The 12,569-nt window shown below is 71.1% G+C and carries 13 protein-coding genes and 1 pseudogene; 5 read left to right on the top strand and 9 right to left on the bottom strand.

Annotated features, from left to right (window positions below; all coding sequences use genetic code 11):
• The 8 genes and pseudogenes from RMN98_RS00860 to RMN98_RS20990 all read right to left on the bottom strand — a co-directional run.
• Positions 1-826 (bottom strand): hypothetical protein (locus RMN98_RS00860; protein ID WP_309646910.1); only part of this gene is annotated, 826 nt, incomplete at its 3' end.
• A gap of 57 nt (positions 827-883) precedes the next feature.
• The gene (locus tag RMN98_RS00855) at positions 884-1,666 is read right to left on the bottom strand and encodes an MBL fold metallo-hydrolase (RefSeq protein ID WP_309646909.1); all 783 of its coding nucleotides are present in this window, start codon (positions 1,664-1,666) and stop codon (positions 884-886) included.
• Positions 1,663-2,409, bottom strand: a complete 747-nt coding sequence (locus RMN98_RS00850; RefSeq protein ID WP_309646908.1) for a sterol desaturase family protein — start codon at positions 2,407-2,409, stop codon at positions 1,663-1,665. Before RMN98_RS00850 ends, RMN98_RS00855 begins: the two co-directional genes overlap by 4 nt.
• A complete protein-coding gene (locus RMN98_RS00845; protein WP_309646907.1) occupies positions 2,406-3,170 on the bottom strand; it encodes a GntR family transcriptional regulator in 765 nt (254 codons plus the stop codon). The genes RMN98_RS00850 and RMN98_RS00845 overlap by 4 nt, the downstream gene beginning before the upstream one ends.
• Before the next feature lie 132 nt (positions 3,171-3,302).
• Entirely contained in the window at positions 3,303-5,558 is a 2,256-nt protein-coding gene (locus RMN98_RS00840; protein WP_309646906.1) for a transglutaminase-like domain-containing protein, read from the bottom strand.
• Positions 5,559-5,646: 88 nt separating this feature from the next.
• Positions 5,647-6,867, bottom strand: a complete 1,221-nt coding sequence (locus tag RMN98_RS00835; protein ID WP_309646905.1) for a DUF58 domain-containing protein — start codon at positions 6,865-6,867, stop codon at positions 5,647-5,649.
• Between the two features lie 31 nt (positions 6,868-6,898).
• Positions 6,899-7,222 (bottom strand): AAA family ATPase, encoded by a 324-nt coding sequence (locus RMN98_RS20995; RefSeq protein WP_397208482.1) that lies wholly within the window; start codon positions 7,220-7,222, stop codon positions 6,899-6,901.
• 90 nt (positions 7,223-7,312) lie between these two features.
• Positions 7,313-7,801: pseudogene (locus tag RMN98_RS20990) on the bottom strand (AAA family ATPase); the annotation flags it as partial.
• 127 nt (positions 7,802-7,928) lie between these two features.
• On the opposite strand from RMN98_RS20990, the gene RMN98_RS00825 reads away from it, so the two are divergent.
• The 4 genes from RMN98_RS00825 to RMN98_RS00810 are packed head-to-tail and all read left to right on the top strand — an operon-like array spanning position 7,929 to position 10,976.
• The gene (locus RMN98_RS00825; protein ID WP_309646903.1) at positions 7,929-8,723 is read left to right on the top strand and encodes an SURF1 family protein; all 795 of its coding nucleotides are present in this window, start codon (positions 7,929-7,931) and stop codon (positions 8,721-8,723) included.
• The gene (locus RMN98_RS00820; protein WP_309646902.1) at positions 8,720-9,082 is read left to right on the top strand and encodes a DUF3817 domain-containing protein; all 363 of its coding nucleotides are present in this window, start codon (positions 8,720-8,722) and stop codon (positions 9,080-9,082) included. The genes RMN98_RS00825 and RMN98_RS00820 overlap by 4 nt, the downstream gene beginning before the upstream one ends.
• A gap of 4 nt (positions 9,083-9,086) precedes the next feature.
• Entirely contained in the window at positions 9,087-9,938 is an 852-nt protein-coding gene (locus tag RMN98_RS00815) for a patatin-like phospholipase family protein (protein ID WP_309646901.1), read from the top strand.
• A 15-nt stretch (positions 9,939-9,953) separates the two neighbouring features.
• Positions 9,954-10,976, top strand: coding sequence for a 1-acyl-sn-glycerol-3-phosphate acyltransferase (locus RMN98_RS00810; RefSeq protein WP_309646900.1), 1,023 nt, complete (start codon positions 9,954-9,956; stop codon positions 10,974-10,976).
• A gap of 60 nt (positions 10,977-11,036) precedes the next feature.
• On the opposite strand, the gene RMN98_RS00805 is transcribed toward RMN98_RS00810, so the two are convergent.
• The gene (locus RMN98_RS00805) at positions 11,037-11,762 is read right to left on the bottom strand and encodes a DLW-39 family protein (protein WP_309646899.1); all 726 of its coding nucleotides are present in this window, start codon (positions 11,760-11,762) and stop codon (positions 11,037-11,039) included.
• Positions 11,763-11,975: 213 nt separating this feature from the next.
• On the opposite strand from RMN98_RS00805, the gene RMN98_RS00800 reads away from it, so the two are divergent.
• The gene (locus RMN98_RS00800) at positions 11,976-12,488 is read left to right on the top strand and encodes a peptidylprolyl isomerase (RefSeq protein WP_309646898.1); all 513 of its coding nucleotides are present in this window, start codon (positions 11,976-11,978) and stop codon (positions 12,486-12,488) included.
• The last annotated feature ends 81 nt before the right edge of the window (positions 12,489-12,569 follow it).

Raw genomic sequence — 12,569 nt, 5'->3', positions numbered from 1 at the left:
CATTTTTTTTGATTTTTTCTTTTTCCATCTCTTGGCGTTTTTCTTTCGCCGTTTTAATATCGTCTTTCACGTAATAGGTGAACACTGCCCCCACTTGTGGATTGGGGGTCATAAAATGACTTTCGCCCAAAAATCCTTTGCCCCGTATGCCCAATGGTGATGATTCCACAAACATTAAACCGTCTTTGATGGGAAAAATCGTTGCGGGTTTTGCCAAATCGTCTTTTTTTATGTAACGCAAGGGCGTATAATCGTCTAATATGTAAAAACCACGTCCGAAAGTGGCCAAAACCAAATCATTTTCCCGTTTTTGAATATCCATATCGCGCACCGCAATAGTTGGTAAACCGCCTTTCAATTGTGTCCACGTTTTGCCCCCTTCTATGCTGAAAAACACGCCAAACTCAGTGCCAACAAAGAGCAAATTAGGATTAACATGGTCTTCAGCGATGGTATAAACCGTGCCTTTTTCGGGCAAATTGCCTTGAATGGCTGTCCATGTTTTGCCGCCGTCTGTTGATTTGTGTACATAAGGTTTAAAATCGCCATAACGATGGTGATTGAAACAAGCGTAGGCAACATTTTTATCGTGTTGCGATGCAATAATTTGATTAACATAGGTGCGTTCAGGCACATTGGGGAAATTTTCAGATTTCACCCACGTTTTACCACCGTCGTTGGTCACGTGTATCAAACCATCGTCTGTACCGGCATATAGTAGATTTTCACTGAATTTTGATTCTGCTAATGTCGTTATATTGCCATAAATATCCGTAGAGCTATTTTTTGTGTGCCGCAGCCTGCGGTGCAGCGCTCTCTCCGGCACACGACCAGGGTGGTCGCGTCGGAGGGTCCCTGCTCCGGCAGCTCGACCCGAGGTCGCTCAGGCCTGCAACGCGGCGAGCTCCGAGGCGTCGTGGGCGCTGAAGACGGTGACCTCGTCTGCGTGACCGGCATGGAGCTCGCGCACCCGTTCGGCGTTGGCCCGACGGGCCTTGTCGGCGTGGGCCAGTACGGTCTGGAAGGCGCGCAGCGCCCGGGGGCAGGCGGGCGGGGTCTGCTTCTCGGCCGTGTGGAAGTAGGAGTCGCCGGCGTGCAGGAGCCAGTGACCGTCGGGACGTCGTACGGCGACCCCGCTGTGCCCTCGGCTGTGACCGTGGAGCGGGACGATCAGCACGTCGTCACCCACCGCGGCCACGGACTCGAGCCCGAACCACGCGTCGCCGCCCTCGCGGTGGCGCACCCAGGTCGGGTCGTGGGACCACTGGCCGGCGACGTAGCGTGCCTTCTCCTTGAGCGTCGGGTGCAGCGCGGCCTCGAGCTCGGTGGCGTGCACGTGCACCCGGGCCCGGGGGAAGTCGCCGATGCCGCCGACGTGGTCGAGGTCGAGGTGGGTCAGCACGACGTCGGTGACGTCGGCCGGGTCGAGGCCCAGCGCGGTGATCCGGGCGGTGGCGGTCTCGGCGGGGTCGAGGACGGGGCGTACGACGGCCCGGAACGGCTGGCCGAGCCGTCGCGGCTGCTGGAGGTCGGTGGTGCCGAAGCCGGTGTCCACGAGCAGCAGCCCCTCGTCGCGCTCGACGAGCAGCACGTGGGCCACCATCGGTGCCGCGGCGAGCGGCGTCATCGTGCCGCAGTTGAGGTGGTGGACCCGCTGGTTCGTCACCCGGTGATGGTGGCAGGTCCGGGGTCGGTCTCGTGGAGCTTCCGGACCGTGGGCGAGGTCGGGACGTCTGCTGCGTCGGGGCAGGTCCCGAACAGGCGGTCGGCGGTGCCGGACGTGGTGACGGTGAACCAGTAGTGCTCGTTCTTGTAGTGGTGCAGCCGGTGGTTGCGCCAGACCGCGCGGTAGGCGCGCGAGCGCGGCCGGTAGTCGCTGTGCACGAGGTAGTGGATCCACTCGTAGCCGAACATGATCGCCGCCGCGCTGACCAGCAGGGTCAGCGCGCTGCTCGTGGTGGGCAGGGCGAGCAGTGCCGCCGCCGCTCCTGCGGGGATGAGCCAGAGCAGCGCCTGCCACGGGATGAAGACCAGCGGGATGTCGCGCGGGTCGGCGTGGTGGGCGCGGTGCTCGCGGGCCAGCAGCGAGTCGATGCGCACGGGACCGACCTGGCGGGGGCGCCAGTGCAGGACGATGACGTGGATGACCCACTCGATCGCTGGGAAGAGCGCGACCAGGGCGACCGGGATCGTCAGCTCCCACAGGTCACCGCCGGGGGCGAGGACACGGGCGGTGCTCGCCGCGACGAGGGCGGTGGCGATCATCGGTGGGCTCGGGTGACGCCAGAAGGCGCGCCAGGCCTGGCGCAGCGTGATGGTGGTGCGGCGCGTCGCGGTGTCGGTCGCGGCGGTGTCCTGGGCGAGGCGCTGGGCGGCCAGGGCCTCGACCTCGGGGCTGGGTCTGGTCATCGCTGCTCCTCGAGGTCGGGGTCGGGGGTGGGGTCGGAGATGACGGCGTCGGCCAGCGCGGCGAGGGCGCCGACCAGGCTGGCGGTCGCCGGGCGCAGGACCCGGTCGGCGGCGGCGCGGGCGGTCTCGGGGTCGCCGGCGGAGATCGCGGCGGTGAGCACGCGGTAGGCACCCGCCTGGCCGACCTCCTCGGCCATCGCCGGGGCGAGGGCCTCCAGTGCCGGCTCGTAGGCGGCGCGCAGGCTGTTGAACATCAGCCGGAAGACCACCGAATCGGCCGCGTCGACGACGAGGTCCCAGAAGGTCAGCGCGTGCACCTGCCGCTCCACGTCGTCGTCGGTCGCCGCGAGCAGGTCGACGCAGTCGGTGAGCAACGCCCCGAGGGTCGCGCCGCCTCGCTCGGCGGCCAGCGCCGCCACGCTCGGCCCGATCGCGAGACGTGCCTCGAGGATGCTGCGGGCGACGGAGGCGTCGAGCGAGCCCCGTCTCACGAGGAGCTGGGGGAGGAGGTCGAGCCCGGCGTAGCGCCGGAAGTCGCGCACGGTCGTCGCGCCACCATGGCGAACGTCGAGCAGCCGGGTCTGCGCCATCCGCTGGAGCGCCTCGCGCACGGCGGGCCGCGACACCCCGAGCACCTCCGCGAGACGACGCTCGCTGGGCAGGGTCTCGCCGGCCCCGATCTCGCCGTCCACCACCTCCGCGAGCACCTGGTCGAAGACCTCGTCGGGCACCGAACGTCTCACCACGGGCTGGAGGGGCATGCGGCGACCGTAGGGCGGCGGGTGGGCTTTGGTCAAGTGGTATGACCAGTTGGAGCCGGGTGGAGCTCGCGACGGGTAGTCCCTCACGCCAGCGTCCTGCCACCAGCCGAACGAGGACGAGAACGTGAGGGACTATCCCGCCTCGGGCGGCGCACCGCGGCGCAGGCTGGCGGGGCTGAAGACCGCCCAGGCCCGTCGCCAGGGGGAGACGCCCTCGCCCAGGGAGGACCGCTGGGCGCGCACGAGGGACCAGAACGCGTCGGCGTCGGCGGCCTCGGGGGAGTCGGCGGCGTAGATCCGGCGGTCGGCCTCGTGGGCCAGGTCGACCAGCGTGTCGCCGGTACCCCGGGCCGACCCGACGGCCCGTGCCTCGGCCGGCCGGGTCAGCCCGGGCACGACGGGTACCCCGAGGTCGCGGGCGTGGTCGACCAGCTCCAGCCACGCCCCGGCATAGCGCAGCGTCACGCGACGCGAGGAGAGCCGGCGGCGGCGCCGCACCCCCTTCACGACGGGTACGACGACGGGCGCGCCGAGGGCGAGCGCGAGGAGGACGAGTCCCCAGGGGACCCCGCCCGACCCTGCGTCGGCGGACGACGCGGCAGGAGCCGGAGGCGGCTCCTCCGCCGGCTCCTCCTCGATCTCCGGCTGCTGTGGCGGGGCCGGTGGCGGGTCGGGGAAGGCGCGCGGGGGCAGCACCTCGTCGACGCCGACCCGACGGGGAGGACGGTCGCCCATGAACATCTCGGTCGGCAGCGTCCGCCACGACCCGTCGGCGATCCGCACCTCGACCCAGGCCTGCACGTCGCGCCCGCGCACGACACCGCTGGCCGGTAGCACCGCGCCGACGACGACGCGGGCCGGAGCCCCGAGACGGTTGGCCATGAGCGCCATGGCGGCGGCGTACTGCTCGTCGTTGCCGACGGTCGGCTCGCCGAGGACGAAGCCGTCACCGAGCCGGGCGGTGCCCTGGCCGGCGGTGTAGGAGGACTGCCAGAAGATCGCGCCGTCGCTGTAGCGCCCGACCCGCTTGAGCCGTTCGGCCACCCGGAAGACGCCGTCGATCGGCGACACCGCCCCGAGCGCCCACGCCTCGATCGCCGGGTCGAGGAAGGCCCCCGCCTCGCGCAGGGCCGGGTCGACCAGGGTCGATGCCGTCATCCGCCGCTTCAGCAGCCCCCCGGTGATCGCGGAGGTGAACGCGTAGGTGTCGTTCTTCTCCAGCCGGTCGTCCATGACCGCGGTCTGCGTGGCCGGGTCGTAGCGCAGGTGGGTCTGGGCGTCCTCGCGCGCGGAGCCGTAGAACGAGAACGACTGGACCGCGCCGATGGTCGGGACCCACCGCGACGTGTAGTCGCCGGTGGGGTCGACCGCGACCCGGATCTCCCGGCCGTCGGCCGGGTTGTCGATGGTGGAGGAGAGCCGCAGGAAGCGGTCGTCATCACGCGAGGGGTCGCTGTCGTTGGCGGCCTGCCACCGGTTGCCGTCGTAGGCCTCGAGCGCCGCGAACCGCACCCGCACCCCTGTCGGCGCGCCGCGCAGCGTCATCAGCTTGCGCTCGTGCACGTTGCCCTCCGGCACCCGCTGACCCGGCGCCGGCTCCGTGAAGTCGCGGAAGGAGTCGAGCGGCGTCGCCTCGCGGCCTGCGTCGTACGCCGGCATCTCGCGGCTCAGCACGAACCTCGCGCCCGGCGTCGGGTCACCCGCCACCGCGGCGGCGGTGAGCGCGGCAGCCAGGACCAGCGCCACGCTGCCGACCATGCGCCAGGCCCGGGCCGGGTCGCGGCCGTGGGCGGCCTCGTCGATGCGCAGACCGCGCAGGCGCATCCACATCATCGCGACGACCCCGAAGCCGACGCCCTGGAGCAGGACCGAGACCGGCTCCGGCTGGGCCAGCAGGAGCACCGCGGCGAGCACCAGCGTCGGCGGTGCGAGGGGCACCGCGGCGCGGGTGGAGCGCAGCGCGAGGGCGGTGCCGATGCCCGCGGAGAAAAGTGCGAGGAGCACCGGCGCCAGGAGGGCAGCGCCTGAGGAGTCGACGGGTGGGTGGGTGCCGAGCAGCACCGGCCAGGCCTCGGCGCTGGCCCGCACGCCCGACTCGAGGATGCTCAGGTCGGTCAGCCGCAGGTCGCGCTCCACGATCGGCCCGCAGGCGAAGTAGTAGCCGAAGGCCAGCACCAGCCCCACGACCTCGACCCCGCCGCGCGCGGCCACCACCGCGGTCGCGGCCGCCGACCCCAGGATCGCCACGACCCCGCCGGTGATCCACCAGCCGTTGCCGCTGAAGGTCGAGGACCAGCCGGCCAGCGCGATCATCGTGAGCGTCACGACGAGCAGCACGTCCCAGGCGTGGAACGGCATCACCTGGGTCGGCGGCCGACGCCGCAGCAACCTCACAGCTCCTCCACGTGAGCTCGCAGCTCGACCGCCGCCTCGCGGTGGTCGTCCGGCCTCGCTCCGATGCGGTCTCTCGCTTCGCTCACAGCCGCACCCCGCGCACGTAGGCCGCGAGCAGCCCGGGCAGCTCTGGCAGCTGGGTCACCGTCAGCAGCGGCGGACCCGCGAGCGTGTGGTCGGCCGGGGTGCCGGAGCCGTCGGCGCGCAGCGTGAGCAGACGTACGTCGTCGGGGAAGGCGCGCGCGACCTCGGGCAGGAGCGAGGGGTCGAGGAGGCCACCGGACACGACGACGACTTGGCTGGCGTCGGGGGCGACGAGCGCCGCCGTACGCGCCGCGACCACGAGGTCGCCGCCCAGCGACCACGTCGAGAGGCAGAAGGCGTCGAGCACCTGCTGCGGTGGGCCGGAGACCTGCTGGGGGCCGCAGACCATGGTCAGGTCGGACTCGTCGAGCCCGACGCGCAGCACCACCGAGGCCGCCACCTGGAGCGCGAGCTCGAGGTCGTCGGAGTGGTCGTAGGCCGCGTGGGTGTCGTCGACGATCACGACGACGTGGCTGCGGCGGGTGTCGTGGTACTGCCGCACGTGCAGCCGCCCGGTCCGCGCCGACGAGCGCCAGTGGACGTGGCGCAGGTCGTCGCCGACGACGTACTCGCGCAGCGCGTGGAACGACAGGTCGCTCATCGAGATCTCGTCGCTGGGCACGCCCTCGAGGTCGCGCACCGAGCCGGGACCGAGCGAGTCGATGCTCACCATCCGCGGCCGCACGAAGAGGTCGACCGGCGCACTCCAGGCGGCGTGGCGCTGGAAGAAGCCGAGCGGGTCCGTACGCCGTGCCCCCGCCGGGCCGACCTGGAGCACGCCACGACGGACGGCCGGGACCTCGATCTCCTGCTCCACGCGCACCCCGCGGCGCAGCACCGGCAGCCGCACGTGGGCGCTCTGGGTCGTGGCGTCGGCGCGCTCCGCGTCGAGGGGGACGCTGACGAGGGGGTGCCACATGGGAGCGAGCCGCAGGTTGGTCACGCGCAGCAGCCCGGTGCCGGTCTCGCCGGCCACGGTGTGGGCCGGGCGCAGCTCGAGCTGGGCGCGCACGCGCGTGGGCAGGGCGACGAGGACGAGCGCGACGAGCACCAGCAGCCCGCACATGAGGGCGATGAGCCGGAACTCGGCGTAGCCCAGGGTGAGGGCGACCGCCTCGCTGGACAGCCCGAGCAGGATCACCGCTCGGCCGGCGGGGGTGATGCCGCCGAGCGCGCGGCTGACGCGACGGCGCACGCGGGTGCGACGGTTCTCGATCACGGGTCCTCGATCACGGGTCTCGTGCCTCGCGTCAGGCGCGGTCGAGCGGCGGCGGCACCGCCGCGAGCAGCTGGCCGATGACCTCGCCGATCGTGACCCCGCTGAACTGAGCCTGCGGGTCGAGCAGCAGCCGGTGGCACAGCACCGGCTCGGCCAGGGTGTTGACGTCCTCGGGCACCACCGCGGTGCGGCCGTCGGCGGCGGCCCAGGTCTTGGCGACCCGCACCAGCGCCAGGCAGCCACGCGCCGAGAGCCCGAGCCGCACGTGGCGCAGCTCGCGCGACGCCTCGGCGAGCTGGCGCACGTAGCGCACCACCGACCGGTCGACGTGCACGTCCGCGGCCAGCGCCGACATCTCCGCGATGCGTGCGGTGGACGCGATCGGCTTCACCAGCTCGGCGCGGTCGCGCACGGCGGAGGCGAGCAGCAGCTCCTCGGTCGACTCGGCGTCGGGGTAGCCCACCGACGTCTTCATCAGGAAGCGGTCGAGCTGCGCCTCGGGCAGCCGGTAGGTGCCGGCCTGCTCGATCGGGTTCTGCGTGGCGATCACCATGAAGGGGCGTGGCACGTCGTGGGTCACGCCGTCGACCGTCACGTGCCCCTCCTCCATGACCTCCAGCAGCGCGGCCTGGGTCTTGGGCGAGGCACGGTTGATCTCGTCGGCCAGCACGATGTCGTGGAAGATCGGCCCGGGGTGGAACTCGAAGGATCCCTTGGCCTGGTCGTAGACGGTCACGCCCGTCACGTCGGTCGGCAGCAGGTCCGGGGTGAACTGGATGCGCGCGTGGCTGCCCTCGACGGTGTTGGCCAACGACCGCGCCAGCATCGTCTTGCCCGTGCCCGGCAGGTCCTCGAGCAGCAGGTGCCCCTCGCTGACCAGGCAGGTCAGCGCCAGGCGGACCACGTGGTCCTTTCCCAGCAGCGCCTGCCCCATCGACTCGGCCATGTCGGTGAACCCCGCCCGGAACCATTGAGCCTGCTCGGCGCTGACCGTCATGCCCCGCAGGGTACGCCGAGAGAGCGGCGTCCCGGGCCCACCTCGGGCTCCGTACCCTGGAGGGGTGTCCCGCTACCTCACCCTCCGGATGATCGGCGCCCACCTGGTGGCGCTGGTGTGCGTGGGGATCGCGGGGTCGCTGGGCGTGTGGCAGTACGACGCGTGGCAGGCCAACCGGGCTGCTGAGGCGGTCGACCTGACCGAGCTCGAGCCGCAGCCGATCGCCGACGTGATGGGCCCCGACGACCCGTTCCCCGCCACCCTGGTCGGTCAGCCGGTCAGCGTGAGCGGCACCTGGTTGCCGGAGTCCACCGTCTACGTCTCCGGACGCGAGGTCGACGGCGTCGAGGGCTTCTGGGTCGTCACCCCGCTCGCCGTGGGCACGGCCGCGGGCGACCCGGCGCTGCCCGTCGTGCGCGGCTGGGTCGCCGACCCGGCGGACGCCCCCGCGCCCCCGACCGGGACCGCCGAGCTCGTCGCGTGGCTCCAGCCCCCCGAGGGCACCGGCGAGGCCGACACCGACCCGACCGACGACGTGCTGCCGCAGATGCGCACGGCCGACCTGATCCAGCAGGTCGACCAGGATCTCTACGGCGCCTACGGCGTGGTCGACGCCGACGAGCCGTCGACCAACGCCGGGGCGGAGGGCCTGGCTCCCGCGACCCTCGAGCAGCTGCCGCCGCCGGGGAGGTTCACCGCGCTGCGCAACATCCTCTACGCGCTGGAGTGGTGGGTCTTCGGGGCCTTCGCGGCGTTCATCTGGTGGCGTTTCGTGCGCGAGGAGGACCTGGTGGCGACCACGGTCGAGCAGGACCAGGCGGAGTCCCCCGAGGAGGACCCGGTACGTTCGGGGGCGTGACAGGCGCCCTGACCCGCTACCGCATCATGGCCACGATCGTCGGCGTGCTGCTGATCGTGCTGATCCTCGTCGGTGTGCCGCTGAAGTACCTCCTCGAGGAGGGTTCCAGCGGCCAGGACCTCGGCGAGTTCATCACCACCTACCTCGGCGTGGCGCACGGCTGGCTCTACATGATCTTCCTGCTCACCGCCTTCGTGCTCTCGCGCAAGGCCGGCTGGGAGCTGGGCTTCACGATCGTGACGCTGCTCTGCGGCACCATCCCGGTCCTGAGCTTCTGGGCCGAGCACCGCGCGACCCGGCGCACCCGCGCGGAGCACCCCGAGGCGTTCGGTCCCGCCCCCACGACCGCAGTCGGCTAGCCCCGTGACCGCGGCCGGGACACCCGCCGGGACCACGGCGTTCGTGCTCGGCGGCGGTGGGGTCCTGGGGGCCGTCGAGGTCGGCATGCTCCGGGCGCTCTTCGAGCGCGGCATCACCCCCGACCTGGTGCTCGGCACCAGCGTCGGCGCCCTCAACGGCGCGATGGTGGCCCGCGACCCGTCCGAGGCCGTCATCGAGCGGATGCTCGACCTGTGGCGCAGCGCCAACGAGAGCGGCCGCGAGGTCTACGGCGACAAGCCGCTGCGCACCGTGCGCAGGGCGGTCTCGACCGGCACCCACATCTACTCCGCCAAGCCGCTCAAGCAGCGGCTCGTCGAGGAGCTCGGCGACCTCACCTTCGAGGAGCTGCCGGTGCGCTTCCAGGTGTGCGCGGCGAGCATCGAGCGCGCCGCGGAGCACTGGTTCAGCTCCGGCCCGGTGGTGGACGCGGTCGTCGCGAGCGCCGCCGTGCCCGGGATCCTGCCGCCGGCCGAGGTCGACGGCGAGCACTACCTCGACGGGGGCATCGTCAACTCGATCCCGCTGGGTCGGGCCGTGCAGCTCGGCGCTACGCGGGTCTTCGTGCTCCAGGTGGGGCGCATCGACCGGCCGCTGACCGTGCCCAAGCGGCCGTGGGAGGTCGCCCGGGTCTCCTTCGAGATCGCGCGGCGGCACCGCTTCACCCGCGAGCTGGCCGAGCTACCCGACGACGTCGAGTGCCACGTCCTGCCCGCGCGGGGCACCTCGGCGCGCGACGACACCCTCTTCGGCACCCGCGACTTCAGCACCGTCGAGGCGCGCATCGACGCGACCTACGCAGCGTGCCGTGACTACCTCGCCGACCTCGATGCCTGACCGGGTCGTGCGGACGTGCTGATCCGGGTCGTACGACGGGTGGTCGTCGCCCCGGCCGTCATGCTGCTCGCGGTCCTGATGTGGATCACGCTGCCCCTGTGGCTGATCGGCGCCGCCGCGCTCTCGCCGCTGCTGCCGGGTCGGTGGCGGGCGCTGCGGCTGGCCTGGATCTTCGTCATGTACCTCACCATGGAGGCGATCGTCCTCGGGGTGCTGCTGGGGCTCTGGCTGGCGAGCGGCTTCGGGCGTCGGATCCGCAGCCCCTACTTCGAGGGCATCCACTACGACCTGGTGCAGGGCGTGATGTGGGTGTTCTTCCGTGAGGCCAAGCGGGTGCTCAAGCTGACGATCGTCACTGACGGGCCCAGCCCGGACGCGCACCCCGGTGTGCCGATCCTGGTGGCCTGTCGGCACGCCGGCCCTGGCGACTCCTTCACGCTCATCCACGCGCTGATGCACTGGTACCGCCGCGAGCCCCGCGTCGTCCTCAAGGACACCCTGGCCTGGGATCCCGCGATCGACGTGCTGCTGCGCCGCATCCCGGCCTCGTTCATCTCGCCCAACCCGGCCGCGGGCGACGACCTCGAGAGCCAGATCGCCACCCTCGCCTCGGGCCTGGACAGGGACGACGCGTTCGTGATCTTCCCCGAGGGCGGCAACTTCACCCCGGAGCGACGTCAGCGGGCGATCGACAAGCTGCGTCGGCTCGGCCTCGAGCGGATGGCCGAGCGGGCCGAGGCCATGACCAACGTCCTCGCGCCTCGACCCGGCGGCTTCCTCGCGGCCCTGGACGCGGCGCCGGAGGCCGACGTCGTGCTGGTCGCCCACACCGGCCTCGACCACCTGCTCACCGTCGGCGACATCTGGCGCGAGCTGCCGATGGACAAGCGGATCGTCATGCGGTGGTGGCAGGTGTCGCGCAGCGAGATCCCCGAGGGCCGCGAGGAGCGCATCGAGTGGCTCTTCGGCTGGTGGGAGCACAACGACGCGTGGATCGAGGACTTCGACGGCGGGCCACAGGGCTCGAGCTCGAAATGACGGCGACCCGTCACCGGTGCGGTGACGGGTCGGCGTACGGACGTGCGGTGGGGCGGAGGCTCAGGCCCTGGGGTCCTGGATCTCGACGACCTCGGCGGGCTCGTCGGGCGTCGTGACCGGGTGTGGTGCCTCGGCGGCGTCGGCGACTGCCTCGTCGGGCGACGAGCCGCCCGTGTCGTCGGCCTGGGTCGCAGCAGCAGCCGGGGCCGCTGCCTGGGCCGGCGTCGGGGCCGGCGTCGGGGGAGGCGTCGGCACGTAGGACGACTGCCAGTTGTTGCTCTCGGCCTTGCCGCCCTGGAGCTTCTTCGCCACGAACGCGACAGCGCCGGCGACGGCGGTGAAGAGCACGAGCTTCTTCAGCTTGGAGCCCTTCGTCGGCTCGGGCTCACCCTTGAGCTGGGCGACCTTGGCGTCGGCCAGCGTCTTGGCTGCGGTGGCCTTCTCGCTCGCGAGGGCCTGGCCCGAGGCGATCAGCGGAGCGGCCTTGCTGGCGGCCTTGTCGCGCGCGTCGGCGATGACGGGAGCGGCCTTCTCCCGGGCCTCGACGGCCTTGGCTCCGGCGATCGCGACGCCGGAGGCGATGAGGGGCGTGGCCTTCTCGCGGGCGTCGGCGATGACGGGAGCGGCCTTGTCCCTGGCGTCGATCAGGGCCGGCACGGCGGTGTCCTGCACGAAGTCACGTGCGGACTCGTAGGCGGCTTCGACGTGGGGACGAGCGGCGTCGACGTAGTCGCTCGCCTGGTCCCTCGCCTGGTCGAGCAGCGACTTCTTCTTGCGCAGTCCCATTGCGAGCACTCCTTTGTCAGCGGTACCTCTACCCAACCACGGGGCTGGTGGGTCGACCACCCCCAGGGTGGCCCGGTGGCGGCAGGGGAACGCAGACGCGCTGCCCCCGACCGTCCGGTACCCACCCGGCGAGCCCGTCACACCCGCGACCTTGGCGTGCGTGGGAGGATCGCGGGAGTTCGAATCCTCTCGTAGTCCACGTGAAAGGCAGTCATGGCTGACCAGCAGGCCATCCTCAAGACCAACCGGGGCGACATCACCGTCAACCTGTTCCCGAACCACGCCCCCGCCACCGTCGAGAACTTCGTCGGCCTCGCGACCGGCGAGAAGGCCTACGACGCCGGCAACGGCCGCACGGGCAAGTTCTACGACGGCCTCGGCTTCCACCGCGTCATCGAGGGCTTCATGATCCAGGGCGGCTGCCCCCTCGGCACCGGCACCGGCGGCCCCGGCTACACCTTCAAGGACGAGATCCACCCCGAGCTCGTCTTCGACAAGCCCTACCTGCTCGCGATGGCCAACGCCGGCCCGGGCACCAACGGCTCGCAGTTCTTCATCACCGTCGGCGCCACCCCGTGGCTCAACCGCAAGCACACCATCTTCGGTGAGGTCGCCGACCAGGCCGGCCGCGACGTGGTCGACGCGATCGGCACCACCGCCACCGGTCCCGGCGACCGTCCCCTCGACGCCGTCGTGATCGAGTCCGTCGAGGTCGTGGGTTCCTGAGCGAGCACCCCTCTCCCGTCCCCGGGGTGCCGGAGTCCGCGTGCTACCGGCACCCCGGGCGGGAGTCCTACGTCCACTGCC

The sequence above is a fragment of the Nocardioides sp. genome, assembly GCF_031397825.1.
GTDB lineage: Bacteria > Actinomycetota > Actinomycetes > Propionibacteriales > Nocardioidaceae > Nocardioides.
Note: the sequence above shows the minus strand (reverse complement) of the source record. Positions and strands in the feature narration are given on the sequence as shown.

Coding starts and splice junctions, on each gene's coding strand:
- RMN98_RS00800 (WP_309646898.1), top strand. CDS start 11,976: ATGGCTGACCAGCAGGCCATCCTCAAGACCAACCGGGGCGACATCACC.
- RMN98_RS00805 (WP_309646899.1), bottom strand. CDS start 11,762: ATGGGACTGCGCAAGAAGAAGTCGCTGCTCGACCAGGCGAGGGACCAG.
- RMN98_RS00850 (WP_309646908.1), bottom strand. CDS start 2,409: ATGACCAGACCCAGCCCCGAGGTCGAGGCCCTGGCCGCCCAGCGCCTC.
- RMN98_RS00845 (WP_309646907.1), bottom strand. CDS start 3,170: ATGCCCCTCCAGCCCGTGGTGAGACGTTCGGTGCCCGACGAGGTCTTC.
- RMN98_RS20995 (WP_397208482.1), bottom strand. CDS start 7,222: ATGTCGGCGCTGGCCGCGGACGTGCACGTCGACCGGTCGGTGGTGCGC.